This is a genomic window from Microbacterium esteraromaticum (assembly GCF_900163815.1).
Taxonomy (GTDB): Bacteria; Actinomycetota; Actinomycetes; order Actinomycetales; family Microbacteriaceae; genus Microbacterium; species Microbacterium esteraromaticum_B.
Map to the genome: position 1 here is coordinate 64,722 of NZ_FUKO01000006.1, position 24,327 is coordinate 89,048.

Here is a 24,327-nt window from a genome sequence, read left to right on the forward strand (position 1 = left end):
GGCCGCATGCCGCGCGCCGGATAGCATCGTCTCTATGAGTGGTGCTGCGGGCGATTTCGACAGTGTGACTGCAGCGGATCCCCGATCGGCGCCGCAGCAACTTGCCGATATCGCTGAGCGGCGGTGGGACCTGCACGGCGTGATCGCCGCGAATCCACAGGCCTACCCAGAGCTGCGCGCCTGGATGGCGCAGGTCAATCCCGTCATGGCGCAGCTGTCGCACGAGTCGTCGCCCGAAGCGCCGCCGCCGTACTCCGCACAGGCCCCGTATGCTGCCCTGTCCCCGTACGCGACACAGCCCTACACTGCGCAGCCTCCCTATTCGGCGGCAGCTTCCGTCGGCGCGCCGATTCGGCCTCCGCGGCGCGGGATCAAGTACTGGATCGGCGGTTGCGGGTGTCTGGCCGTCGTCACCGTAGTCGCCCTGCTCGCAGTGGTCGGCGGCATCGGCGCCGCGACATCCTCTTCAGACCGGACGACCCCCACAACACCGATCCCCCACGACCAGGGGGTCGCGCAGGATCAGAAGGTCGCTGCCTACATGGCAACCTTTGAGACCGAGCGCGCAAAGTACCATGAACTGCTTGCAGAACTCGATGGCAATCCCGTCGCACCGCTCGTGACCCAGCAGGACTTCATGGATCGTGTCGAGCGCGAGGCCGCGGTGGAGAACATCTCCGAGATCACGGCGCGATCGGTCGCGGAGCGCGCACGCGAGTTCCGCCAAGAGCTGGAGGATGCGGTCACCGCAGCCGAGTCACGTCGCGGCAACAGTTCCGGCACTCTCACCGAGAAGCTCGTGGATCAAGCCGGCAATGGCTTCATCGACATCCGCTGGGATGCCGCCACGGAGTGCGACGACGAAGAACCCGGGTCGACAGCCGCGTGCGTGGTGCGGGGCAAACCGCTCCTCATCCACATGCAGGCCGAGAGCGAGGCTACCAGCGACTGGGAGCGGAAGATGGTGGTCGCCCATGAACTCGCCCATATCTTCCAACACGCTGATGCACGCCGGTTCGAGGACGGCAAGGGCGATGCCGACCGAATGATCGAAAAGGGGCTATTCCAGGGCAGTGAGGAGAAGATGGCCGACTGCTACGCGCTCACCTACTACGACGAGCACACACTCTCCCAGGCCAATGTGACCCTCGGGTACGGCTATGTGTGCAATGCGTCGGAGCGGCAGGCGATCCGGGAGTGGGCAGCGAGCATCAACGCACCAATGCCTGGTTGACGACTAACGTCGGCGCTGACACCGCGGGCAGAAATGGCTGGAGCGATTCATGAACGCCGCGCGCGTGATCGCGCCGCCGCAGCGGGTGCACGGCTCTCCTCCGCGTCCATAGGCGTTCAGTGAGTGCGCGAAGTACCCCGCCTGCCCGTTCACGTTGACATACTGCGCGTCGAAGCTGGTGCCTCCCTCGGCAAGGGCCTTCTCCAGCACCAGGCGCACCTCGGTCATCAACCGGCGCAGCGCCGCCGCAGACAGGTTGCGTCCCGGCGTCTCGGGATGGATGCGGGCCGCCCACAGCGACTCATCCGCGTAGATGTTGCCGATTCCGCTGACCAGCGTCTGATCGAGCAGCATCCGCTTGATAGCGCTCGAGCGCCGACGGGCCGAATCAACGAATGCGCGCTCATCGAAAGCAGGATCCAGGGCATCACGCGCGATGTGCGCGACTTGCGACGGCACCAGAGGCTGAACGCTGCCGAATCCGCCAGCAGCCGCGTCGTGTGTCGCGAGCAGTGCGTCGACGGCGAGCGATCCGAAGGTGCGCTGATCGGCGAAGACGACTGCGAGGCGGCCATGTTGCGGATGCTCGATGTGCATCCGGATGCGCTCATGACGCTCGCGCGGAGCGTCGCTCTCGCGCAGCAGCATCTGGCCACTCATCCCGAGGTGCGTGACAAGCGCTTCCTCCGCGGCATCGGTCTCGGTAGCGAGGAGAGGAAGCCAGAGGAACTTGCCTCGGCGGGCCGCCTCACGTATTCGGCGGCCCTCGAGACGCGCGACGAAGTCGGCAGCGCCGAGCGGATGCCGAGTCAGTGCGCGCTCGTCGAGTACCTCGACCGCGCTGATGGCAGCCCCCGTGACAGCGGGAGAAAGACCCGAGCGGACGACTTCGACTTCAGGAAGCTCTGGCACGCCTGCCGCTCAGGCTCTGGCGCCGAGCTCGCGCCACGCAGTGAGAGCCGCCGCCATCTCAGCCGTCTTCTTGCTGCTGCCCTGACCGATGCACGACAGGTCGCCGACGGTGACCGTCGCCGTGAAGACGCGATCGTGATCGGGGCCGGAAGACTCCACGACGTACAGCGGAGGCGTCTTTCCCAGGCGCGCCGCAAGCTCCTGCAGGCTCGTCTTCGGATCCATCGCCGCACCGTAGCGCTCCGGATCAGCAAGCAGCGGCTTCGTGAGCCGCAGCACCAGATCGGTGGCAGCATCCGGACCGGTCGACAGGAACGTCGCGCCGAAGACGGCTTCCATCGTGTCGGCGAGGATCGAGTCCTTATCGCGTCCGCCGGTGTGCTCTTCGCCGCGGCCGAGCCGCAGGTGTGCGCCCAGGCCGATGCCCCGTGCGACCTCGGCGAGGGCGACTGTCGATACAACGCTTGCGCGCCGCTTCGCCAGTTCGCCCTCATCGAGGTCTGGGTGCGTGGTGAACAGCATCACCGTCACGGCCAGTCCCAGCACCGAGTCGCCGAGGAATTCAAGCCGCTCGTTGTGCGGAATGCCGCCATGCTCATAGGCATAGGAGCGATGCGTCAGAGCCCGTTCCAGAAGATCGGGATCGATCTCAACGCCGAGTTTCTCTGTGAGGGGGGTCTCCCCTGCGAGATGCTCGGACATGGTCTGACAGATCAGACGTCGGCGACCTTGCGGCCCTTGTACTCGAGGAACAGCTCGGTGCCCTGCGAATCGGTGACGACCTTGGCCTGGTGCGGACGGCTGTAGACGACCTGACCGTTCTCGACGGTCTTCACCAGAGCGGTAGGCGTCGCCTTCCACTGCGCACGGCGCGAGCGGGTGTTCGAACGGGAGACCTTGCGCTTCGGGGGGTTACCGGCCATGACTAGCTCTCTTCTTTCTCGGCGGTCCGGCTCTCTGCCGCACCGACCTGGTCTGTGATCTGTTGGAGCGCACTCCACCGCGGATCGATGGGAGCAACGCTCTCTGTGCCCGTGCTCTCGGTCAGCTTCTCGCCCGTTTTCGGGTCAAGCCCCAAGCAATCCGGCTGACACACCGGCTGAAATGGAAGCGACAATACAACCGCATCCCTGACCAGAGTTTCAAGATCCACGTGGTCGTCTTGAACTTCGAAGTCAGTTTCTTCCTGTCCAGGATACGCGAAAAGCTCCTGGATCTCGACTTCGACGGGCGCAGAGATGTCGGTCAGGCATCGACCGCACTGTCCGATGTAGTCGGACTCCACCGTTCCCGACACAAGGATGCCCTCATGAACGGATTCCAGTCGGACCTCGAGGTCGACCGTCTCGCCGGCTTCGACGACGACGATCCCCTCACCCCACTTCTCTTTCAGCGGCACTGAGAAGTTGTGCTCGCGCATCTCTCCGGGCTTGCGGGCGATGTCGTGGACGGGCAGGAAGAACGGTCCATTCACTCGTGATTTCACCCAGCCATGCTACCTGGCTCCCACCTGTGAAGGGCCGGAGCGGTGTTCAGGTCAGAGTCCGCGTGCACCGGTATCGAGGAACTCGGCGACAGCCGGCGGCACGAACGGCGACACGTCTCCACCGAGGGCCGCGACCTGACGTACGAGAGAGCTGGAAACCATCGCATTGGCCGGGTCGGGCAGCAGGAACACCGTCTCGATTCCGGCCAAGTGACGGTTGACGATCGCCATCGGCGATTCGTACGCCACGTCGACCTGCGAGCGGATGCCCTTCACGAGCACGCCCGCATCGACGTCTCGCGCATAGTCGACGAGAAGACCCATGCTCCACGATCCGACGATGATGTGCCCTTCGATGCCGGCTTCGGCGATCGACTGCTCGAGCAGCGTCAGCCGCTGCGCAATCGGCAGCATGGCCTCTTTGCCCGGGTTGTGCACGATGAGCACATGCAGTTCGTCGTAGAGCCGCGCGGCGCGCTCGATCACATCAAGATGACCGAGCGTGGGCGGGTCGAAGGAGCCAGGGACAACGGCGATCCGGCTGTTCATGCTCACAGCCTATGACACGTCTCGATGACTTCCCTCCCAGTCGACGTCGACTGCCACCAGCACTCAGTTCTTGCCGAGTGCCGCGCGGTCAGCATCCGTCACCCGCCGGTCGATGGTGGCGCGGAGCCCCGCATGATGCTCCAAAGTCGGATCGTGCTCGAGGATGTCCGACGCGATCTCCCGTGCCCGCGCAATCAGATCAGCGTCCTTCACCACGCGAAGCAGACGCAAGGACGATCGGATGCCGGATTGGGAAGCCCCCAGCACGTCACCCTCGCCACGCAGTTCGAGGTCGACCTCCGCGAGGGCGAAACCGTCTTGCGTCGCGGCGACGGCATCCACCCGCTCGCGCGAGAGCGAACCGGCCTCTGCTTCGGTGACGAGCAGGCAGAGGCCAGGAAGCTGTCCCCGCCCCACACGGCCTCGCAGCTGGTGCAGCTGCGAGACTCCGAACCGGTCGGCATCCATGATGACCATGGTCGATGCGTTCGGCACGTCGACGCCGACCTCGATGACGGTCGTCGCGACCAGCAGGTCGATCTCCCCCGCCGCGAACGCGCGCATCACCGCATCCTTCTGCTCGGAAGGCATCTTTCCGTGCAGCACCGCTCGTCGCACGTTCGACAGCACCGGGTGCGTGCCCAGCACCTCGTCCAGCTGCACCACGCCCCACCGCGGCCCCCGGCCCTCGGTATCCGGTGGCGTCGCCGTCTCGGCCTCGGTACCCGTCTTAGTCGTGTCGATCGCCGCGCACACGGCGAAGACCTGGCGACCCTCGGCGATCTCTTCCGCTGCACGTGCCCAGACCCGCTGGAACCAGCCGGGATGCTCGGCGAGGGGCGCGACGAACGTTTCGGTCCCCGCACGACCGGCCGGCATCACCCGGATCACGGACGTATCGAGGTCACCGAAGACCGTCATCGCGACCGTACGCGGAATCGGCGTCGCTGTCAGCACCAGCGCGTGTGGCGCTGTGCCCTTCGCACGAAGCGCCTCCCGCTGCTCGACTCCGAAGCGGTGCTGCTCATCGACCACGACAAGCGCGAGGTCGGCGAACGTGGTCTTCTCGGCGAGCAGCGCATGTGTGCCGATGACGATGAGCGCCTGCCCGGACGCCACCCGCAGTGCGGCTTTCCGCCGTTCCGGGGCCGACATCTGCCCGGTCAGCAGGGTCGGCATCAGCCGCGGTGCGAGATCCGGCCCGAGCATCCTCGCGATCGAGCGCAGATGCTGGCCGGCAAGAACCTCGGTCGGCGCGATCAGCGCAGCCTGTCCACCGGATTCCGCCACCTGCAGCATCGCGCGCAGTGCGACCAGGGTCTTGCCCGAGCCGACCTCGCCCTGCACAAGCCGGTTCATGGGGCGATCTGCGGTGAGGTCGGCGGCGATCTCGGCTCCGACCTGCTGCTGATCGGTGGTGAGAGAGAACGGCAAGCTGGCATCGAACGTCTCCCGCAGCCCGCCGGCCGCCGCCGGACGCGGGGTGGCGGTGAGCGACCGAACCTGTTCGCGCTGCTGCAGAAGCGCTGCCTGCAGCGTCAGCGCCTCGTGCACACGCAGCGTGCGCACGGCCGGGTCGATGTCATTGCGGGTCTTCGGCCGATGGATGCCGTCGAGCGCGGCGCGAGCCGTGAGCAGGTGCTCGGACACGCGCAGCGCTTCGGGCAGCGGATCCGGCACATCACCGAGCTGATCGAGCACCCGGGTGATCATCTTCGCGAGCTGCCAGCTCTGCACGGCCGACGTCGCCGGATAGATCGGAATGGGCACGTTCTTGCGGGCATCGGCCCGACGCTGGGCGGAATCGAGATCGTCGAAGAGCTCATACTCGGGGTGCGCGAACTGCACCGTGTCCTTGAACATGCCGACCTTGCCGGAGAAGATGCCCCGGCGGCCGACCGACAGCTCCTTCTGCCGCCATTCTGCTTGGCCCGGCCCCTTCGCGAAGAAAGTGAGCGACATCCGCCCGAGGCCGTCGCCGATGACGACTTCGAGCATGGCGCCCGGCTTGTTGCGCATGCGCCGCATGCTGGACGAGAGCACCTCGGCGACGATCGTGACCGTTTCGCCGATCGGCAGGTCGCGAATCGGCGTCAACTCGCCAGGGTCCGCGTAGCGGCGCGGATAGTGGCCGAGCAGATCGCCGACCGCCTTCATTCCGAAGGCGCGGTCGAGCGTGCGCGCTGGGGCGGCGCCGAGAGCGTCGGACAGCGAGGTATCGAGCTCGAAGGACATGATCCGAGTCTAAGGAGGGCTGCAGACCTCGCGCGTCGGCAGTGCCTGACATCGGTCGGACGGGCGCCGTGTCGTATCGTGAACGGGTGACGAGGATCATCGCGGGCGCAGCCCGAGGAGCACGGCTCGAGGTACCCGGTGTCGGCACGCGGCCCACCAGCGACAGGGTGCGGGAGTCACTGTTCGGCGCACTCGAGTCGATGGATGCCATCGAAGGCGCCCGTGTTCTCGATCTGTACGCCGGCAGCGGCGCGCTCGGGTTGGAATCGTGGAGTCGCGGTGCGATCTGGGTCGACCTCGTCGAGCGGGCGCGGCAGTCCGCCACGATCGTCGGGCGCAATGCAGCCGTCGTCGCACGGGCGATGAGCACAGCGCCCGCCGCGAAGGTGCATCAAGCCACGGTGCATGCCTTCCTCGCCCGCGCTGCCGGTCCGTACGATCTCGTCTTCACCGATCCGCCGTACGACCTCGAAGATGCCGCGATGAGCGCAGATCTGGAAGCACTCGCTCCACTGCTCTCCCCCGACGCCGTCGTGGTCATCGAGCGCGCGCGGCGCGCCACGGCACCGGATCTGGGGTCGGCAGGGCTGCAGCTTCTGCGCGAGAAGACCTACGGCGATACCACCCTGTGGTGGGCCGAGCCCGCGGATCAGTCGCTGACGACCCCGTCCCAGTCGCGGTAGGGATCCCACCCGGAGTGCACGACAGGTGTGCCGTCGACGAGAACGCCATGCTCTCTTCCTTCGATGACGACGCCGATCGCCTGGAACCCCGCTGGCAGGCCGTGCTCGCGTACAGCATCCGAGGGAAATGCGGCGAGGAGTCCGTGATCTTCTCCCCCGGCCAGCGCGCGCTGGCGGTCGCCGCCGAACGCCAAGGCGTCCAACGCTGCACCGGAGAAGTCGATCGCCGCACCGGAGGCCTCGGCCATTCGCCCCGCATCCAGCGTCAGGCCGTCGGACACGTCCATCATCGCCGAAGCCCCCGCGTCTGCCGCCGCCGGGGCCAGGCCGATCGGCGGGTGCGGTCGCAGCTGCCGGTCCAGTGCGTGCTGCTCGACAGCATCGAGCTTGGTGCTGTCTATCGCCACCGGTGTCTCACCATCGCGGAACCTCTGAAACAGCAGGTCCAAGCCGGCGGCTGCGACTCCGAGCTCGCCTGCCAGCGCGATGACGTCGCCGGGACGCGCGCCGGCGCGCGTCACCGCAGTACGGCCGCCGAGATCGCCGAGGGCGGTGACAGCGACCATCATCAGTTCGGAGACCGTCAGATCGCCGCCGACGACCGCGCATCCCGGTGCCAGCGCCGCGCATGCCTCTCGGAGGCCATCCGCCATCTGAGTGACGTACGACAATCGCGTGCCGCGCGGCACAGCCAGAGAGACCAGCAACGCGGTTGGCGTCGCCCCCATCGCCGCGACATCGGCAAGGTTGACGGCCGCGGCCTTCCACCCGAGGTCGTAGCCGGTGGTCCAGGTGGTGCGGAAGTCAGGCCCGTGCACGAGCGTATCGGCCGTGGCCACGACCGCACCCGACGGGGTGGTGATCACGGCGGCGTCGTCACCTGGACCGAGCAGCGCATGCGCGGCAGGCGCCGTGCGCGCGAGGATCGCACGCAGCACCGCTCCTTCCGAGAGGTCGCCGATGAGCGGGTCTTCGTCGTCAGCGGATGCCATGCCGACAACGGTAGCCTGGAATCATGCTCCGACGTCTCGCTCTCCTGTGCGCCGCGCTGACGCTGGTCGTCCTCACCGGATGCTCGAGCACTGTGGCGCTGGAGCCGGCGAAGGATGCGAACAACCCCGCCTGCGCCGAGGTGACGGTTCGGCTTCCGAAGGTGGTGTCCGACCAGGATCGCCGCTGGACCGACGCCCAGGCCACGGGTGCGTACGGCGACCCCACCAGTGTCATCGTGGCGTGCGGTGTTGCGGTGCCGGGGCCGACGAGCGAGCTGGCCTGCATCACCCTCGACGGAATCGACTGGCTCGTCGACGAGTCGCAGGCGCCGAAGATGCGCATGACGACCTATGGACGAGACCCTGCCGTGCAGGTGTTCGTCGACACCGCAGTGGTCAGCGCCAACCAGGTCTTGACCAACAGCAGCATCGTGTCTGCCGTACGCCAGATTCCCGCTCAGCGGGAGTGCACGGCGCCGGCAGAGCTGCCGGAATAGGCCGAGCGCCCTTCGAGAGGCACAGGGCCCCTGAATCAGGCTCGGGGATCTGACTCAGCGGTTGAGGCCGGCCTCGATCAGCTCGGAGATGAGTTCGCCGTAGCTCAGGCCCGAGGCGATCCAGCACTTCGGGAACATCGAGATCGGTGTGAACCCGGGCATCGTATTCAGCTCATTCACGATGATGTCGCCGTCGTCGGTGAGGAACACGTCCACCCGCGCGAGCCCGCGTCCGTCGACAGCTGCGAATGCGGCAAGACCGATCCGCTGTACCGCGGCGATCTGCTCGTCCGAAAGATCTGCCGGGCACACGACATCGACGCCCTCGCCGCCGAGGTACTTGCCCTCGAAGTCGTAGAAGCCGCGTGAGGTCAGCACGATCTCACCGGGCAGTGAAGCGCGCACACCCGTCGGGCTCTCCAGAATGGCGACTTCGATCTCGCGTCCGACGATGCCCGCTTCTACCAGCACCTTCTCGTCTTCGTCGAAGGCGATCTGCAGTGCGGCATCGAGCTCGGCAGCATCCGTCACCTTCGACACCCCGACGCTGGACCCCGCACGCGCAGGCTTCACGAACAGCGGGAGACCCAGCTGCGCGATCTGTGCGCGCAGCGCTGAGGAATCGGCTTCCCATGCTCGCCGACGCACGGTCACGCCGGGAGCAACCGGAATCCCCTCGGCCTGAAGGGCAACCTTCATGAAGTGCTTGTCCATGCACAGCGCGGAATCCAGCACGCCACCGCCCGCGTAGGGAACCTCCAGCGTGTCGAAGTACCCCTGGATGGTGCCGTCTTCGCCATGGGTGCCGTGCAGGATCGGCAGCACGACGTCGACCTCGCCGAGATCGACGACGGAGCCGTCGGGTGCGGCGACGCGCAGCATCCGCTCTCCCCCGGGCTCGGGCCAGTGCACTCGTGTGTCGTTGTCGATGACCTCGGGCATGTGCGCGGCGTCGAGTGCGAATTTCGCCGGGTCGTCCTGCTCGAGGACGAATGCGCCTTCGCGGGTGATTCCGACGGGGATCACCGCGTAGCGTTCGCGATCAATCGCCGCTAGAACTCCGCCCGCCGTTGCGGAACTGATCGAATGCTCGCTGGAACGCCCGCCGAAGAGCACCACCACCGTCTGCTTGTCCATGATTGGTCCTCTCCTCCTGGGGAGTGTCGTCGTCGGTAGTCAGGTGTGGCGCGATATGCCGCGGGTCAAGCCTGCCGTCGAGCACCATCTTCACCTGCTCCACGATGGGCATGTGCACTTCGGACTCGCGAGCGAGCTGCAGGATCGGCGCGACGGAGGCGAGGCCCTCGGCGGTCTGCTGCATCTGCTTCACCACATCTTGAAAGCTGTAGCCCTGCCCGAGCAGTCGTCCCGCGGTGTTGTTGCGGCTCAGCGGCGACTGGCAGGTGGCGATCAGATCGCCGAGGCCGGCAAGCCCCTGCAGGGTCTCAGGCTGTGCGCCGTTCGCTACCGCGAAGTCGGTCATCTCCACGAGCCCGCGAGTGATGATCGACGCCTTCGTGTTCTCGCCGTAGCCGACGCCATCGACGATGCCGATGGCGACGGCGATGAGGTTCTTCAGCACGCCGCCGAATTCGGTGCCGATCACATCGGTGTTCACGAAGGAGCGGAAGTAGTGGTTGCGGGCGGTGCGGGCGACAGCATCCGCGGTCTCCTGGCTGCGCGAGGCGATGACAGCTGCTGTCGGCTGCTCGCGGGCGATCTCGAGCGCGAGGTTGGGACCGGATGCCACAGCGATGCGCTCCGGATCGCAGCGCAGCTCCTGTTCGATGACCTGGCTCATCCGCAGCCCGGTGGTGCGCTCTACGCCCTTCATCAGGCTGACGATCGGCACGTCGCTGTCGACGATCAGAGGCCGCAGTGCCTTGAGGTTCTCGCGGAGGGACTGGCTCGGGACGGACAGATAGATCTGGTCGGCTCCTTCGAGAGCGCGAGCGATCTCGTGGGTGGCGCCGATGGAACGCGGCAGGTTGATGCCGGGCAGGTATTTCGAGTTGCGCTTGGCCTCGGCGATCTCGAGCGCGAGCTCCGGCCGACGTGCCCACATCGTCACGTGTGCGCCGCCGTCGGCGAGGATCTTGCCGAAGGTGGTGCCCCAGCTCCCCGCACCGATGATCGCGGCACGAGTGCTGGAGTTCGGCGGTATCCGCTTAGGAGTCAAGACGCCCCGTCTCCCTCTGCCCGTGATCTGCGGGATTCCAGCGCGCCGCCGGAGCCTTCTCGTCACGCAGCTGCTCGAGCAGCGCCGTGACGGCCACCATCAACCGGTCAGTGGCCTCGACGAGGACAGCGTTCTCGCCGCCCCGGCCCCGGAGGTCGGACAGATCTACCGGGTCGCCGATGAGCACCCGCACCCGCTTGCGCAGCGGCCACAGGCTCAGTCCCTTCTGGTAGCGGCCCATGATCTCCTGCGTGCCCCACTGCGCCATAGGGATCAACGGAATGTCGCCCGCCAGCGCGAGGCGCACGGCGCCGGACTTGCCCCGCATGGGCCACAGATCCGGGTCGCGGGTGAGCGTGCCCTCGGGATAGACGATCACGCCTCGTCCGTGCTCGACGAGATCGCTGGACTGCTTCAGGGTCTGCTTTGCCGCGGATGCCGAGGACGAGCGTGCAACGGGGATCATCCCGGTCTTGCGCAGCACCCAGCCCAGCACCGGAATGCGAAAGAGGCTCTCCTTGGCCATGAACCGTGGCAGTCGGCCGGTGCGGTACACCGCGATCGCGACGACGAGCGGGTCGAACTCGGAGTAGTGGTTGGGAGCGAGCACGAACGCACCCTTTCGCGGCAGCTTCTCGGCACCGGTCGTGGTGATCTTCGCCAGCAGCGAGACGAGCGGGATGACGATCACCGCCAGCGGCCAGAAGAGGCTGGGACGACTGCGTTCGGATGCTGCCATCAGATCACCGGACGACGTCGAAGTCTGCGCCGAGAGCCCGAAGTTTCTCGAGGAACTTCTCGTAGCCGCGGCTGAGGATGTCTACACCCGACACCTGGGATTCGCCCTCTGCCGTCAACGCGGCGATGACGTGACTGTAGCCGCCCCGGAGGTCAGGCACCACGATGTCTGCCGCGCGCAGCGGCGTCGGCCCGGTGATCACCGCGGCCTGCTCGAGTTCGCGGCGCGCCACGCGGCGCGGGCCGTTCTGAAGCCCGTGCGGATGGACCTCGATGTCGGCGCCCATCTTCACCAGCGCGTCTGTGAAGCCGAAGCGGTTCTCGTACACGGTCTCGTGCACGATGGAGCGCCCCTTTGCCTGAGTCAGCGCGACGATCAGCGGCTGCTGCCAGTCGGTCATGAACCCGGGGTGCACATCGGTCTCGACGGTGACGGGCTTCAGCGCAGTGTCGCGGCGGAACAGAATGCCGTCTTCCTGCACGTCGAACCAGCCACCGGCCTTGCGGAAGACGTTGAGGAAGGTCAGCATCTCCTGCTGCTTCGCTCCGCCGACGAAGATCTCGCCGTCGGTCGCCAACGCGGCGCACGCCCAGGACGCTGCTTCGTTGCGGTCGAAGATGCAGCGGTGGTCGTAGCCGCGGAGTTCGTCGACTCCCTCGATGAAGATGACCCGATTCGGCTCGTACGAGATGATCGCGCCCATCTTCTGCAGCAACGCGATGAGATCCATGATCTCCGGCTCGATGGCTGCGTTGCGCAGCTCGGTAGTGCCTTCAGCGCGCACGGCGGTCAGCAGAACCTGCTCGGTCGCTCCAACACTGGGGTAGGGCAGGTGGATGTTCGCGCCCTTGAGACCGTTCGGTGCAGAGAGGCGGATGCCGTTGGGCTGCTTCTCGACGACCGCGCCGAATTTGCGCAGCGCATCGAGGTGGAAGTCGATAGGGCGGTCGCCGATCCGGCATCCGCCGAGATCGGGGATGAACGCCTGGCCGAGACGGTGCAGCAGCGGGCCGCAGAACAGAATCGGGATGCGAGAGGCGCCGGCGTGGGCGTCGATCTCCTCGAAATGCGCCGACTCGACCTCGCTCGGGTCGAACACCATCGAACCGGGCTCGTCGCCCTCGCTGACGTTTACTCCGTGCACCTCGAGCAGCGAGCGCACGACGGCGACGTCGCTGATATCCGGAACGTCACGGAGGATGCTGGTGGTCTCGCCCAGGAGCGCCGCCACCATCGCCTTGGTGGCGAGGTTCTTGGCGCCCTTGACGTCGACCCGACCGCGCAGCGGCCGGCCTCCGCGGATCGCAAGGACGGATCCGGCGGGAACCGGAGCCAGGTCAACTGCAGCATCGCGCGGCGGTGTCGTCATTCGGGCCTCTTCTTCATCTGGACACGCACGGTGGTTACCGCGGTGTCTGAGTCTGTCACGGCGGGTGCCGCGGGAGCTCATGACTCCCGGCCCACCTGGTTCCTGCCGCTAGCGGACAGGAATCGTACGTGGCCGCCACGACTCGCGGCGGGCCTCGAACTGTGCGATCTTGTCTTCGTTGCGCAGGGTGAGCCCGATGTCGTCGAGCCCTTCGAGGAGCCGCCATCTAGTGTAATCGTCGATCCCGATGGACGTCTGAAAGGCACCGATCGTGGCAGTGCGTGTCTCGAGGTCGACGGTGATCTCGCGGCCGGGGTCCTCATCGATAAGAGCCCAAATGCGCTCGATACTGGCTTCGTCGACGGTGGCAGCCAGCAGCCCCTGCTTGCCGGAGTTGCCCCGGAAGATGTCTGCGAAGCGGGCGCTCAACACCACCTGGAAACCGTAATCGCGCAACGCCCATACGGCGTGCTCACGGCTGGAGCCCGTACCGAAGTCGGGGCCGGCGACGAGCACCGATGCGTGCTGGAACGGCGCCTGGTTGAGGACGAACTCGGGATTTTGGCGCCACCCGTGAAACAGTGCGTCCTCGAACCCGGTCTTGGTGACGCGCTTGAGGAATACGGCGGGGATGATCTGGTCGGTGTCGACATTGGAGCGCTTGAGCGGTGCAGCGACTCCGGTGTGCGTGCGGAACTTCTCCATCAGTTGCTCCCCTCCAGGTCAGCGGGGCTAGAGAGCGTGCCCCGAACCGCTGTAGCCGCTGCGACCAGCGGTGAGACCAGGTGGGTGCGGCCGCCCTTGCCCTGTCTTCCCTCGAAGTTGCGGTTGGACGTCGATGCGCAGCGCTCGCCGGGGGCGAGCTGGTCGGGGTTCATGCCCAGACACATCGAACAGCCGGCGAAACGCCACTCGGCCCCGAACGCCGTGACGATCTTGTCGATGCCTTCGGCCTCGGCTTCGAGGCGCACCCGCGCCGAGCCGGGGACGACCATGACGCGAACCCCGTCGGCCTTCTTCTTGCCCTCGATGATCGAAGCGAAGGCGCGGAGGTCTTCGATGCGGCTGTTCGTGCACGACCCCATGAACACGGCATCCACCGGCACTTCTTTCAGCGGCGTGCCCGGGGTGAGCGCCATGTACTCCAGCGCCCGCTCCGCCGCGGCGCGCTCATTGGCATCCGCGATGTCCGCCGGATCGGGGACGGATGCCGACAGCGAGCTGCCCTGCCCGGGGTTGGTGCCCCACGTGACGAAGGGCTCGAGCTCGTTCGCGTCGAGGAACACCTCGGCGTCGAAGACGGCGCCCTCGTCGGTGGGCAGCGTGCGCCAGTAGGCAACGGCCTCATCCCAGTCGGCGCCCTGCGGTGCATGCGGCTTGCCCTGCACATAGGCGAACGTCGTCTCATCGGGGGCCACCATCCCGGCGCGCGCACCCGCCTCGATCGACATGTTGCAGATCGTCATGCGGCCTTCCATGGAGAGGGCCCGGATCGCACTGCCGCGGAACTCGAGGACGTAGCCCTGGCCACCACCCGTGCCGATCTTCGCGATCACTGCGAGGATGATGTCTTTGGCGGTCACACCCGGCTTGAGCTCACCGTCGACCGTGATCGCCATCGTCTTGAACGGCTTCAGCGGCAGAGTCTGCGTGGCCATCACGTGCTCGACCTCGCTCGTGCCGATGCCGAAGGCCATCGCACCGAAGGCGCCGTGCGTCGAGGTGTGCGAGTCACCGCACACGACGGTGATGCCGGGCATCGTCAGACCCAGCTGCGGTCCCACGACATGCACGATTCCCTGCTCGGCGTCGCCCAGCGAGTGCAGCCGCACACCGCACTCGGCCGCGTTGCGACGCAGAGTCTCGATCTGAGTGCGGCTGGTGAGGTCGGCGATCGGCTTGTCGATGGCCAGCGTCGGCGTGTTGTGGTCTTCGGTGGCGATCGTCAGATCGACCCGTCGCAAGGGGCGGCCCTCGGAGCGCAGGCCGTCGAATGCCTGCGGGCTGGTGACCTCGTGCACCAGGTGCAAGTCGATGTAGATGAGATCGGGTTCATCATTCTCGCCCTTGACGACGAGGTGATCATCCCAGACCTTCTCGGCAAGGGTGCGCGGTCGCGTTGTGCTGGTCATGCGGTGTGTTCTTCCTGCTCGATGGGTGGGGCCACACAGGACTCCGCGACGAGGAAGGCCTAGATCGAGGTCCCGTCGCGGCCGCTAAGAAGGAGAACCACTCGCCGCATGTCGGTCAGTTTACATGGCCGGAGCTGGCGTTCAGGTCGTGCGTCACGATGTGACGCACTCAGCCGCCGGTGATCCCCCGCTTCTGACGTGCAGAGGAGATGAGGCTCGCTATCGTCGCGACCGCCATCGACGCGACGATCACGCCGAGCGACGCCCAGTTGCCGATATCGGGTGCCCATGCGATGGGCATGCCCCCGTTGATGAACGGCAGCTCGTTCTCGTGCAGAGCGTGCAGGATGAGCTTCACGCCGATGAACCCGAGGATGAATGCGACGCCGAAATGCAGGTACTTCAGCTTCTCGAGCAGGTCGCCCAGCAGGAAGTACAGCTGCCGGAGCCCCATCAGCGCGAACAGGTTCGCGGTGAACACGATGAAAGTATCGGTGGTGACGCCGAAGATCGCAGGGATGGAATCGACGGCGAACATCAGGTCGGTGACGCCGAGCGAGACGAACACGATGAGCATCGGCGTCCAGATCTTCTTGCCGTCGACCACGGTGCGCACCTTCGGGCCGTCGTACTCGTCGCTGATCGGGATCACGCGGCGAATCGTGCGCACGATGAAATTCTCGGTCTGCTTATCGTCTTCATGCTTGTCCGGCATCACCTGGCGGATCGCGGTGAACACCAGGAAAGCGCCGAAGATGTAGAAGATCGGGCTCAGATGCTGGACGGCAGTCCCCACGATGATGATGAAGATCGCACGCAGCACCAGCGCGATGATGATTCCGACCATCAGCGCTTCCTGCTGGTACCGCCGTGGCACCGAGAACTGCGCCATGATCAGCACGAAGACGAAGAGGTTGTCGATGGAGAGGCTGTACTCCATCGCCCAGCCCGTAAGGAAGTCCAGCGAGGTTTGGGCGCCTCCGACGAAGAACAGCACACCGGCGAAGATCAGCGCCAGAGAGACGTAGAACACCACCCAGAGGCTGGACTCTTTGGTGGATGGAATGTGCGGACGCTTCAGAATCAGAAGCAGATCGGCCAGAAGCACGGCCGTGAGAACGACCAATGCGGTGATCTCGAACCAGGCGGGAATGATCAAGGGCGAGCGCCTTTCGAAAGGGGGTTGCAGAGAACCGAAAGTCTCTCCCCCGCACGTGATGTGCGTCGCGCGACCGGAGCAGCGTTGACGATGCTCGTGATGACGATCCGCGCGGAAATGGGATACTCCCCTTCGCTGAACTGATCGTACCGGAATCTGAGACGATGAGACATCCCTCGACACTCATAGGTGAGAGACATACTGCGAACGACAGCGATCGGAACAGGAATGCCGACGAACAACGAAGACCGCGAGTGGGCCGAACGGGCAGCATCCGGAGACCAGGATGCGTTCCGCGCGATCTATCGCGCTCACGTCAAGCCGGTGTACTGGATCGCCCACGGCATCCTCGGGTCGATCCCAGATGCCGAGGACATCGCTCAGGAGACCTTCGTGGTCGCCTGGCGGAAGCTGCCGGGTCTGCAACTGGCGGGCACCTCGCTTCTTCCGTGGCTGGCAACGATCTGCCGCTTCCAGGCGGCCAATCGGCTGCGGGTGCTGCGGCGGGATCGCGCGAACACGGCGGATGCACTGGATGAGACGATCCCCGACACGGTGAGTGTCGAAGATCAGGTCATCTCCACCGCCCTCGCGGAGCGCATCGCCAGTGAGGTGGGCCTCCTCGACGAAATGGATCGTGCGATCTTCCGGCTCTGCGCAGTGGATGGCTATGCCTATCGGACCGCCGCGGAAGAACTGGGTGTCAGTCATGCGGTCGTTCGCAATCGTCTCTCCCGAGTGCGCACGCGCCTCCGCGGCGCGGTGAAGGAAGTGAGAGACGCATGAGCGAGAACACAGGCATCACGCTGCCACCGCTGAGCGACGACAGCATCGCCCGAATCGAGAGCGCTGTCTTCGACGAGATCGGCGACGAGGCTCCGACGCACGTCGCACCGCCCGTGGCAGCCGGTGCGCGGGTCGCGCATCGTCAGCGCCGCGGCTGGGCCACCGGGCTCGGCATCGCCGCGGCCTTCGTCGGTGGCATCCTCATCGCACCACCTCTGCTGAACGCCGTCACGATGTCATCGATGGACGCTTCGTCTGGCGCGTACGCTCCCGCAGAACGCGGCCCGGGCGGTGCGTTCGAGAACGCACCCGAGATGTCGGCCGCCGACGGCGCCGCATCAGCGGATGCGTCGAGCGGGAGTGCCGGCGGCAGCGACGTCACGGATGGTCGCGACATCATCACGACCGCCCAGGTCACCCTGCGCGTCGCGGATGTCGCAAAGGCGACGGATGCCATCACTGCGCTCGCGGCGAAGCATGACGGGTATGTCGAAGCAACAGACATCGGCTTCGCGCAGGGGTCATCGAGCGATTCCATGCCGGTGGAGCCGCGCGAAGCGGGCAGCGGCTGGATCAGCATCCGCGTTCCGGCCGACCAGCTCTCCGACGTCGTGCAGGCTGTCGGCGCCGACGGCGACGTGCTGCGGTCATCGATCTCGCGGCAGGACGTCACCTCCACCGCCGTGGACCTGCGAGCACGAGTGGATGCGCTGCAGGCGTCGGTAAAACGGCTGACCGAGCTCATGGCCAAGTCGGGCTCGGTCGGCGATCTGATCGCGGCGGAGTCTGCGCTCAGCGAGCGTCAGGCCGAGCTGGAGAGCTACGAGCAGCAGCTGAAGGGCATCGATGAGCAGGTCGCGATGTCGACGGTGTCGATCAATCTGACCGAGCACACAACGGCGACGACCGCCGACCCAGCCGGGTTCGGCGACGGACTGCTGGCCGGTTGGAACGGGCTGATCGTCTCATTGAACGCCCTTGTGGTGGCCGTCGGCTTCCTGCTCCCCTGGCTCGCCGTCGCAGGTGTCGTGTTGCTGATCGTCTGGCTGATCCGTCGGCGTCGCCGTGCAGCATCTGCCTCGAAGTAACCATACTCTCGCACAGCTCAGCGAGGGGGCGACGTCTCTGAAGGTTCCCACCCTGTACGCAGCGCTTGAGCGACTGGAGCACAGCGGCCTCATCCACTCCGACGGCGAAGAAGTCGTGGACGGCAGGGCGCGTCGGTACTTCGCGATCACCGAGGCCGGATCCGAGACGCTTCGTGAAGAAGCTGCGCGCCTGGCGGTCAGGGTGCGAGTCGCCACGGAGCGTCTTGCCGCCGTCCGCGCGCGGCGTCGGCTTCGACAGGTTTCGCGCTGGTAGGCATCGCGTGATGACTCTCGAGACGCATTACCGTCGCCTGCTGCGCTGGTACCCGGCTTCATGGCGCGCCGTACACGGGGACGTGCTCATCGGGACGCTGATGGATGCTGCCGAGGCTGAGGGGCGCACCCGCCCCAGCGGTGCAGAGGCGCGGAGCATGATGCTGCACGGAATCGGTGAGCGCTTCACAGTGCGCGCTGCCCTGCTCGCGGCAGTTGGAGCACTCCCGTTCTCCTTCGCCGGAATCCTGGTGACTCTCGTCGGGCTCGACACAATCGCTCAGTTCGGCGGCGGGTGGGTGCCGCTTGCGCTGAACCTGCTGGTCGCAGCGCCACTGGCAACCATCGCCGCTCTGGCTCTGCCGCGCCACGCGGGGCTGCTCCGTCCCGACCGAGTGCTAGCAGTGCTGCTCCTGGCCGTCACGGCTTGGGCATGCGCTTTCTTGGCTGCATGGTCCTGGTCGGTCGGATTCGATGAGGCAGATGCCGGCCTGTTGCGCACCCCGTTCTCGCTGGCATTCGGTCCACTCTTCGTCGCCGGGTGGGCCATCGGCGGGCTGGCGTTCGCCCTGGCCGTGCTCGAACTCGGCCGGTCGTTGCCCCGCGGAATCCGCTGGGCGCCGCCCCTCGTGAGTGCGGTGATCGCTCCACCGGTGATCGGGCTCGCTGCGTACCCCCGTACTCCGGCTTTCTCGCAGGCACCGGGCTCTTGGTGATCAGCGCGGTAACGATTGCACGCCGAAGTCCTGGCAGCCCTCGCACCCCGGTGATCAACACAGCAAATCCAATCGACGGGAGACTGCGCCGTCACGCGGGCATCATCGCCCTCCTGAGCGTTGTTATCGGCGTGGCCTGTGCTGTTTTTGCGGTGCTGGGCAGCACTCTGATGCCGACGATCGATACGACTCGGGCGATGCAGATCGGACTTGCTGCGGGAGCACTGGCCAGCATCCCTGTGCTGTATGCCGTCGCTCGGCTGCTTGCCGCGCGACGACCGCGACTACGGACGCAGCTCTGGTGCGGGATACTGCTGGTCGCGCTCGACATTGTCTGGCACGCCGTCGCGACACTCACGGGTGCACTGAGTTCCGGCGACCTGCCCTGGCCTCCAGTGATTCTGGCCGCGGTAGGCATCGGAGTGGTCACTTTTGCACTGCTGCGCACGGCTCCCTCGCTGCGCTGGCTGCTCTCAAGCGCCCTTGTGCTGACCGCGCTCATCCCCCTGTGGGGTCTGCTGGTCATGGGCGGATTCATCGCGCCCTTCGCCGCCGTCGGCCTGGCGATCTGGTGCCTGCACAGCCGGAAGAGCACACGCCCGACATCCGGTCAGTTTGCTCAGATCTCTTGATATTCCGCGGTATACAAGAACTCTTGTGAGTATTCGGCTTCGCCTCTAGCGTTGTCGACGTGGAAGACATCTCGGTCATCACGGCCATCACACACCCGCTCCGTCGGCGCATCGTCGATCGGCTGCTGCTGCACGGCGCCACCCAGGTCGGCGTGCTCGCCCGGGCACTCGACGCGCAGGTCGGCAGCATCAGTCATCATCTGAGGATGCTGCAGAAGGCCGGCGTCGTCGAACAGGTCGATTCGCCGGACGGTGATCGTCGCGCCAGCTGGTGGCAGCTCGCGCGGAGATCGTTCAGCTGGTCATCCGCGGACTTCGAGTCCCCTGCGGATTCGCTGATCGCTCGAGAAGCGCAGCGCGCGAATGTGCGGAACCAGCTGGATCGCCTGCAGCGCTGGTATCGCGTCTCGGCGCAGAGCGACGTCGAGGGCTTCAGCACCGACACGCTGGCGTGGGCGACCTCCGAGGAGCTGAACGAGCTGCAGCACCGGCTGACCTCTCTGCTCGATGAGTGGAAGGCCGGGATCGACCGCACGGACGGCGAAGAGCGCCTGCCGGTCTACTTCTTCGCGCACGGCTTCCCGACCGAGGTGTGAGATGACGACGAGCGAGACTCGGATGCTGCGCCGTCCGCCCGCTTTCCGGAGGGACCGCCTGGTGCAGGCGTGGCTGACCATCAAGGCGGTTTCGGATGCCGGTGATGCGATCTTCCTGATCGCGTTCGCCTGGACCGCCGTGCAGATCGCTTCTCCCGCCATGGCCGGGCTGGTCGTGGCCGCGGGCACGCTCCCACGCGCCATTCTGCTGCTGATCGGTGGCGCCTATGCGGATCGCGCGGATGCCAGACGACTGATGGTGCTGTTCAATGTGCTGCGGATCGTGGTGCTGATCACGGTCACAGTCTGGTGCCTTGCGACGACACCCACCGTGGCGCTGCTGCTGGCGGCAAGCGTCGCTTTTGGACTGTGCGACGCGCTCTTCGAACCGGCCGCCGGAACCATGCCCCGACAACTCGTGGACGTCGCGGATCTGCCCGCATACTCTGCGCTCAGCCAGACGCTCTCACGGCTGGGCACAATGGCGGGTTCGGCGATCGGCGGATTTGTCGTCGCAGCCTACGGCATCTCCGGCAGCGCCGGCCTGAACACTGTCACCTACGCGGTGGTCGTCGTCTTCATCGCGCTGTGGCTGCGCCCGCGCTTCGCCCTTCCCCGCGCGACCGCCCAGCAGAGCGTGCTGCGCGATGTCGCCGACGGCTTCCGGCATCTCGGCCGGGAGCGAGCCACGCGGACGCTCGTGATCGCCCTGTCCGGGCTGAACCTGGCTGTCGGGCCCGCAATCTCGATCGGTTTGCCCCTGCAGGCGACTGCTCGGGGCTGGGGCGCCGGCGCCGTCGGCGTGTTCGAGGCGCTGGTCGGCGGAGGGGCGATGATCGGTGCGCTGGTGGTGGTGCGGTGGAGGCCGCGGCGCGAGGCGGTGGGCGGGTTCACCGCGCTGATCGTGCAGGGCCTGGCGATCGTCGCGCTCGGCACCGGCTCTCCAACCTTGGTGGGCGTCGGATGCCTCGTGGTCGGACTCACCGCCGGCTTCGCGTCGGTGCTGCTGGGTTCGACCTTCGCCGCGACGGCGGCTCCCGACCACCTCGGCCGGCTCGGGTCGATCCTGCGGCTGGGGGATGACTGTCTGATGCCTGTTGCCATGTCCGTGTTCGGGCTGCTCGCCAGCATCCTCCCTCTGTTCACACCTTTCGCGCTATACGGCGCGGCGATGGCGCTGCTGATGATCGTGCCGCTGCGCAACCCGCAGATCCGCGGGCTCATGCTGTCAAGCCCTGTCGAAACGTGACCGGCCCCGGATAGCCTTCCGGGCATGATGTCAGACGCATTCCTCCCCCGCCACGCCATCGTCACAGCCTCGGACTCCGGTATCGGCGCCGCGACGGCCGTGGCTCTCGCCGCCGCCGGAATGGATGTCGGCATCACCTGGCACGAGGATCAGGAGGGTGCTGAGCGTACGGCCGAGGTGGTGCGCTCACGGGGCCAGCGTGCCGTGGTCGCGCGCTTCGACGCGACGGAGTTCGATGCCGTGCCCGGTGTCATCGACAATCTCCGGGAGAGGCTGGGCGGACTTGACGTGTTCGTGAACAACGCGGGGGCGAGCACCCCGCGTTCGGTGCTGGAGATTCCAATGACGGAATGGCTGGGCACGATGGCGTTGAACGTCGACGGGGCGTTCCTCGGGATGCAGACCGCAGCGCGGCACATGGTGCAGGCCGGTTCGGGAGGGCGGCTGATCGCGGTGACCAGCGTGCATGCGCATCAGCCGCGGGTCGGGCTCGCTGCGTACATCGCGGCCAAGCATGCGCTCTCCGGACTCATCAAGACAATGGCGCAGGAGCTCGGTCGTCACGGCATCACGTCGAACGCCGTTGCCCCCGGCGAGATCGCGACGGCGGCCAGCGGGCGCACATCAGAGGACGCCGACCGCACGCATCGGCCCGGCATCCCTCTGGGCCGGCCAGGGAAGGCCGAGGAGGTGGCGGCGGTGATCGCCTTCCTCGCCTCACCTGCTTCCAGCTATGTGACCGGCGCCGATTGGCCGGTGGACGGCGGGATGCTGCAGATGGGCCCCGAGGCCGGCTCGGGTCTACCGGACGACTCGTGGCGCGACCTCTGACGTCGGTACGGGTCCGAACCATAGCGGACGACGCGGGTGCATCAGTGCCCAACCGCGCTGATGTGCCAGAGACGCGCCAGCCGCATAGACAGAGCGGCGCGGGCGATGCCGGTCAGAAAGGTGCGAGCAGTGATTCGGGAACGGTGACCCACGGGTCGGCAGTTCGCTCGCCTGCGTCGGAGTCGTCGGGCGCGCCGCTCGGGCGGTCGGGGGCTGTGTCGTCGGTAAAGGTGACGGTGTTCGGCGATGGCGGCTTGTCGATGTAGACGCGTCGGGTGGGACTGGTCCATTCCAGGAGCCCATCACCGAGTTGTCGGAGGTGCCAGGGCGAGTGGTGTTTGAGAACGTGGTGCCGCCGACATAGGACGGCGAGGTTGTCGTCATCGGTGGGCCCGCCGAAGGCTGCGTCTTTGGTGTGGTCGAGGTCGCTCTGACGTGCGGGCATGCCGCAGCCAGGGAAACGACAGCGTTGATCGCGGCCGACCAGATGTCGTTTCAGCGCCTCGGACGGCCGGTAGCGATCAACGGCGAGCACGCCGCCCGTGATGGGGTGCGTGAGCACTCGATCCCAGCCACTGGCGGCGCCGGCAAGCTTTCGCGCGGTGCCCGGGTCGATCGGACAGCGTCCGTCCAGCTCGGCCTCGGGCCCACCCTCGCTCATCAGGCTGGTCACCGGGACGGTCACGCTGATGTTCGCGGTGATTGCCGACAGCAGCCCATCGGCGGTGTCATGCCCGCCAGGTACCCCTGTCAGCAGCAGGTCGAGCGCCAGATCCGCCCGCGTCTGCGACAGCGTTCGCGGATCGATCGTGCCACGAGCATCATGCGTGGGGTGGTCGGCATCCGTGCGGCAACCGGATTCACCGCGCTCCGCGCCCGCATCGGCGGCGCCATAACCTTCGTCTGCGCACCCGTGATCAGCGACTGCGTCGCCCGCACTGGGGCAATCGGCGGGACCTGGATTGTTGCCCGCGCGGGCAACAGCTTTCGCCATTGCGGTGAGTCGCTCGAACGCACCGTGCACGAGGGCGGCCGGACCCAGGATGCCGAGTTCGGCCATACCTTCGCCTTGATCCTTCACCCACACGCTTCGTGACTGACGCGCCTGTGCGTGCCGCTCATCCATCGACCGCGGCTGGTACTGCTGCGCCAGGCGCTGCGCGATCGGACGCAACCGGTTCGGGGACTCGTCCTCAGCGAACTCCAGCACTCGTTCCGCATACGCCGCGCGCGCCCGGACGTCATCGATGTACAGCCCGGCGTCGGCGATCACTCTGGAGCGCCCTGCACTGATCCGCCCTGCCCCTTGCGCCGCCCAGACGGCTGGGAAGCGCTCCACCTTCAGATCAGCATCCGCCATCCGACGCTGGATCGTGCGGTCGCTGACCCGCAGCGCTGTTGCCAGTTCCGCCGACACGGAACGCAGTGTCAGATCAGCAGCATCCGCACCGCCTGCATCCTCGGCCATCGACAGCGCCAGCCGGTTCGCCAGTGTCAGCACCCCATCCCGCGCGGCCTGCATCCCATCGATCGAGCGCTCGATGTCGCGCGCCATCGTTACCAACGCATCGAGCACATCCATCTGCTCGTCCGAGGCGGCCACCATTGCGTTCATAGCACCAGTATCCGAGGGGCCACCGACATTGCACGGCCAGATCCGGTACGAAAAGGGGCCTTGAAGAAAACGGAGATGTAACGAAGAGAAGAAGTACCCGATCGCCGTCGCGACAACGGATGACCCTGCCACCACTATCGCGGTCAGCGACGGCGCTGTGGTGCTGGCTGCTGCGGTGAGCCAAGATGGGCCATGCCGTCTCGTAGTCATGACGGGCATTTGCGGGAGGCGCTCCTAGCGCTGGCGCTGGACCACGCCGAGAACAATTGTTTGCGGCAGAGTCGCAGGACGATTCGCAGCTGACACGGGCCCCGAAAACGCGGGCTATAGGCCAAAAGGAGTGGATGGGATCTTGATCTAGGCGCGTGTTTCTGC

General features: G+C 66.4%; 26 protein-coding genes. 11 read left to right on the forward strand and 15 right to left on the reverse strand.

Annotated elements, in window-relative coordinates; translation table 11 throughout:
* Positions 1-34: 34 nt before the first annotated feature.
* Complete coding sequence (locus FM104_RS01735; RefSeq protein WP_087129733.1) at positions 35-1,234, forward strand: variant leucine-rich repeat-containing protein; 1,200 nt, start codon at positions 35-37, stop codon at positions 1,232-1,234.
* 3 nt (positions 1,235-1,237) lie between these two features.
* Here FM104_RS01735 and mutM read toward each other — a convergent pair whose 3' ends face one another.
* The 6 genes from mutM to FM104_RS01765 form a co-directional block, all read right to left on the reverse strand.
* Positions 1,238-2,146 (reverse strand): bifunctional DNA-formamidopyrimidine glycosylase/DNA-(apurinic or apyrimidinic site) lyase, encoded by a 909-nt coding sequence (mutM, locus tag FM104_RS01740; RefSeq protein WP_087129734.1) that lies wholly within the window; start codon positions 2,144-2,146, stop codon positions 1,238-1,240.
* A 9-nt stretch (positions 2,147-2,155) separates the two neighbouring features.
* Positions 2,156-2,848 (reverse strand): ribonuclease III, encoded by a 693-nt coding sequence (gene rnc, locus FM104_RS01745; RefSeq protein WP_087129735.1) that lies wholly within the window; start codon positions 2,846-2,848, stop codon positions 2,156-2,158.
* Positions 2,849-2,859: 11 nt separating this feature from the next.
* Complete coding sequence (gene rpmF / locus FM104_RS01750; protein ID WP_087129736.1) at positions 2,860-3,069, reverse strand: 50S ribosomal protein L32; 210 nt, start codon at positions 3,067-3,069, stop codon at positions 2,860-2,862.
* 2 nt (positions 3,070-3,071) lie between these two features.
* Positions 3,072-3,620: a YceD family protein gene (locus FM104_RS01755; protein WP_087129737.1), complete on the reverse strand. Its 549-nt coding sequence runs from the start codon at positions 3,618-3,620 to the stop codon at positions 3,072-3,074.
* Positions 3,621-3,683: 63 nt separating this feature from the next.
* Positions 3,684-4,181, reverse strand: a complete 498-nt coding sequence (gene coaD, locus FM104_RS01760; RefSeq protein ID WP_087129738.1) for a pantetheine-phosphate adenylyltransferase — start codon at positions 4,179-4,181, stop codon at positions 3,684-3,686.
* 63 nt (positions 4,182-4,244) lie between these two features.
* Positions 4,245-6,416 carry an ATP-dependent DNA helicase RecG gene (locus FM104_RS01765; protein WP_087129739.1) on the reverse strand — a complete coding sequence of 724 codons (2,172 nt, stop codon included), beginning with the start codon at positions 6,414-6,416 and terminating at the stop codon, positions 4,245-4,247.
* Between the two features lie 86 nt (positions 6,417-6,502).
* Here FM104_RS01765 and rsmD point away from each other — a divergent pair, with 86 nt between their 5' ends.
* Positions 6,503-7,099 (forward strand): 16S rRNA (guanine(966)-N(2))-methyltransferase RsmD, encoded by a 597-nt coding sequence (rsmD, locus tag FM104_RS01770; protein WP_087129766.1) that lies wholly within the window; start codon positions 6,503-6,505, stop codon positions 7,097-7,099.
* Here the strand turns inward: rsmD and thiL are convergent.
* Positions 7,066-8,091 (reverse strand): thiamine-phosphate kinase, encoded by a 1,026-nt coding sequence (gene thiL / locus FM104_RS01775; protein ID WP_087129740.1) that lies wholly within the window; start codon positions 8,089-8,091, stop codon positions 7,066-7,068. The genes rsmD and thiL overlap by 34 nt on opposite strands.
* 23 nt (positions 8,092-8,114) lie before the next feature.
* Between thiL and FM104_RS01780 the strand changes: the two genes are divergently transcribed.
* Complete coding sequence (locus FM104_RS01780; RefSeq protein ID WP_087129741.1) at positions 8,115-8,588, forward strand: DUF3515 family protein; 474 nt, start codon at positions 8,115-8,117, stop codon at positions 8,586-8,588.
* A 54-nt stretch (positions 8,589-8,642) separates the two neighbouring features.
* On the opposite strand, the gene FM104_RS01785 is transcribed toward FM104_RS01780, so the two are convergent.
* The 7 genes from FM104_RS01785 to FM104_RS01815 form a co-directional block, all read right to left on the reverse strand.
* Entirely contained in the window at positions 8,643-9,725 is a 1,083-nt protein-coding gene (locus tag FM104_RS01785) for a D-alanine--D-alanine ligase family protein (RefSeq protein ID WP_087129742.1), read from the reverse strand.
* Positions 9,631-10,767, reverse strand: a complete 1,137-nt coding sequence (locus FM104_RS01790) for an NAD(P)H-dependent glycerol-3-phosphate dehydrogenase (RefSeq protein ID WP_087129743.1) — start codon at positions 10,765-10,767, stop codon at positions 9,631-9,633. Before FM104_RS01790 ends, FM104_RS01785 begins: the two co-directional genes overlap by 95 nt.
* On the reverse strand, positions 10,757-11,506 hold the full coding sequence (locus FM104_RS01795) for a lysophospholipid acyltransferase family protein (protein ID WP_087129744.1): 750 nt from the start codon (positions 11,504-11,506) through the stop codon (positions 10,757-10,759). The genes FM104_RS01790 and FM104_RS01795 overlap by 11 nt, the downstream gene beginning before the upstream one ends.
* 4 nt (positions 11,507-11,510) lie before the next feature.
* Complete coding sequence (gene murA / locus FM104_RS01800) at positions 11,511-12,875, reverse strand: UDP-N-acetylglucosamine 1-carboxyvinyltransferase (protein ID WP_087129745.1); 1,365 nt, start codon at positions 12,873-12,875, stop codon at positions 11,511-11,513.
* Between the two features lie 108 nt (positions 12,876-12,983).
* Complete coding sequence (gene leuD / locus FM104_RS01805) at positions 12,984-13,580, reverse strand: 3-isopropylmalate dehydratase small subunit (RefSeq protein WP_087129746.1); 597 nt, start codon at positions 13,578-13,580, stop codon at positions 12,984-12,986.
* Positions 13,580-15,007, reverse strand: a complete 1,428-nt coding sequence (gene leuC / locus FM104_RS01810) for a 3-isopropylmalate dehydratase large subunit (RefSeq protein ID WP_087129747.1) — start codon at positions 15,005-15,007, stop codon at positions 13,580-13,582. Before leuC ends, leuD begins: the two co-directional genes overlap by 1 nt.
* A 169-nt stretch (positions 15,008-15,176) precedes the next feature.
* Positions 15,177-16,166 carry a TerC/Alx family metal homeostasis membrane protein gene (locus tag FM104_RS01815; protein ID WP_087129748.1) on the reverse strand — a complete coding sequence of 330 codons (990 nt, stop codon included), beginning with the start codon at positions 16,164-16,166 and terminating at the stop codon, positions 15,177-15,179.
* A 228-nt stretch (positions 16,167-16,394) separates the two neighbouring features.
* Here FM104_RS01815 and FM104_RS01820 point away from each other — a divergent pair, with 228 nt between their 5' ends.
* Genes FM104_RS01820 through FM104_RS01855 form a run of 8 tightly spaced genes read left to right on the forward strand, consistent with a single transcriptional unit; the run spans position 16,395 to position 22,337 of the window.
* Positions 16,395-16,952 carry an RNA polymerase sigma factor gene (locus tag FM104_RS01820; protein WP_087129749.1) on the forward strand — a complete coding sequence of 186 codons (558 nt, stop codon included), beginning with the start codon at positions 16,395-16,397 and terminating at the stop codon, positions 16,950-16,952.
* Positions 16,949-18,040, forward strand: coding sequence for a DUF4349 domain-containing protein (locus FM104_RS01825; RefSeq protein WP_087129750.1), 1,092 nt, complete (start codon positions 16,949-16,951; stop codon positions 18,038-18,040). Before FM104_RS01820 ends, FM104_RS01825 begins: the two co-directional genes overlap by 4 nt.
* Positions 18,018-18,314, forward strand: coding sequence for a PadR family transcriptional regulator (locus tag FM104_RS01830; RefSeq protein WP_087129751.1), 297 nt, complete (start codon positions 18,018-18,020; stop codon positions 18,312-18,314). The genes FM104_RS01825 and FM104_RS01830 overlap by 23 nt, the downstream gene beginning before the upstream one ends.
* A gap of 10 nt (positions 18,315-18,324) precedes the next feature.
* Complete coding sequence (locus FM104_RS01835; protein ID WP_087129752.1) at positions 18,325-19,029, forward strand: hypothetical protein; 705 nt, start codon at positions 18,325-18,327, stop codon at positions 19,027-19,029.
* 50 nt (positions 19,030-19,079) lie between these two features.
* Positions 19,080-19,661, forward strand: coding sequence for a hypothetical protein (locus FM104_RS01840; RefSeq protein ID WP_087129753.1), 582 nt, complete (start codon positions 19,080-19,082; stop codon positions 19,659-19,661).
* Between the two features lie 59 nt (positions 19,662-19,720).
* The gene (locus FM104_RS01845) at positions 19,721-20,257 is read left to right on the forward strand and encodes a winged helix-turn-helix domain-containing protein (protein ID WP_087129754.1); all 537 of its coding nucleotides are present in this window, start codon (positions 19,721-19,723) and stop codon (positions 20,255-20,257) included.
* A gap of 1 nt (position 20,258) precedes the next feature.
* Positions 20,259-21,506 (forward strand): MFS transporter, encoded by a 1,248-nt coding sequence (locus tag FM104_RS01850; RefSeq protein ID WP_087129755.1) that lies wholly within the window; start codon positions 20,259-20,261, stop codon positions 21,504-21,506.
* 27 nt (positions 21,507-21,533) lie between these two features.
* Entirely contained in the window at positions 21,534-22,337 is an 804-nt protein-coding gene (locus FM104_RS01855; protein WP_087129767.1) for an SDR family oxidoreductase, read from the forward strand.
* A gap of 112 nt (positions 22,338-22,449) precedes the next feature.
* Here FM104_RS01855 and FM104_RS01860 read toward each other — a convergent pair whose 3' ends face one another.
* Positions 22,450-23,952, reverse strand: a complete 1,503-nt coding sequence (locus FM104_RS01860) for an HNH endonuclease signature motif containing protein (protein WP_087129756.1) — start codon at positions 23,950-23,952, stop codon at positions 22,450-22,452.
* Positions 23,953-24,327 lie beyond the last annotated feature (375 nt).

Bases quoted from the DNA above. Each gene is read 5' to 3' on its own strand.
- FM104_RS01735 (WP_087129733.1), top strand. From the start codon at position 35: ATGAGTGGTGCTGCGGGCGATTTCGACAGTGTGACTGCAGCGGATCCC.
- rnc (WP_087129735.1), bottom strand. From the start codon at position 2,848: ATGTCCGAGCATCTCGCAGGGGAGACCCCCCTCACAGAGAAACTCGGC.
- rpmF (WP_087129736.1), bottom strand. From the start codon at position 3,069: ATGGCCGGTAACCCCCCGAAGCGCAAGGTCTCCCGTTCGAACACCCGC.
- coaD (WP_087129738.1), bottom strand. From the start codon at position 4,181: ATGAACAGCCGGATCGCCGTTGTCCCTGGCTCCTTCGACCCGCCCACG.
- FM104_RS01765 (WP_087129739.1), bottom strand. From the start codon at position 6,416: ATGTCCTTCGAGCTCGATACCTCGCTGTCCGACGCTCTCGGCGCCGCC.
- thiL (WP_087129740.1), bottom strand. From the start codon at position 8,091: ATGGCATCCGCTGACGACGAAGACCCGCTCATCGGCGACCTCTCGGAA.
- FM104_RS01780 (WP_087129741.1), top strand. From the start codon at position 8,115: ATGCTCCGACGTCTCGCTCTCCTGTGCGCCGCGCTGACGCTGGTCGTC.
- FM104_RS01785 (WP_087129742.1), bottom strand. From the start codon at position 9,725: ATGGACAAGCAGACGGTGGTGGTGCTCTTCGGCGGGCGTTCCAGCGAG.
- FM104_RS01795 (WP_087129744.1), bottom strand. From the start codon at position 11,506: ATGGCAGCATCCGAACGCAGTCGTCCCAGCCTCTTCTGGCCGCTGGCG.
- murA (WP_087129745.1), bottom strand. From the start codon at position 12,875: ATGACGACACCGCCGCGCGATGCTGCAGTTGACCTGGCTCCGGTTCCC.
- leuD (WP_087129746.1), bottom strand. From the start codon at position 13,580: ATGGAGAAGTTCCGCACGCACACCGGAGTCGCTGCACCGCTCAAGCGC.
- leuC (WP_087129747.1), bottom strand. From the start codon at position 15,007: ATGACCAGCACAACGCGACCGCGCACCCTTGCCGAGAAGGTCTGGGAT.
- FM104_RS01820 (WP_087129749.1), top strand. From the start codon at position 16,395: ATGCCGACGAACAACGAAGACCGCGAGTGGGCCGAACGGGCAGCATCC.
- FM104_RS01825 (WP_087129750.1), top strand. From the start codon at position 16,949: ATGAGCGAGAACACAGGCATCACGCTGCCACCGCTGAGCGACGACAGC.
- FM104_RS01835 (WP_087129752.1), top strand. From the start codon at position 18,325: ATGACTCTCGAGACGCATTACCGTCGCCTGCTGCGCTGGTACCCGGCT.
- FM104_RS01850 (WP_087129755.1), top strand. From the start codon at position 20,259: ATGACGACGAGCGAGACTCGGATGCTGCGCCGTCCGCCCGCTTTCCGG.
- FM104_RS01855 (WP_087129767.1), top strand. From the start codon at position 21,534: ATGTCAGACGCATTCCTCCCCCGCCACGCCATCGTCACAGCCTCGGAC.
- FM104_RS01860 (WP_087129756.1), bottom strand. From the start codon at position 23,952: ATGAACGCAATGGTGGCCGCCTCGGACGAGCAGATGGATGTGCTCGAT.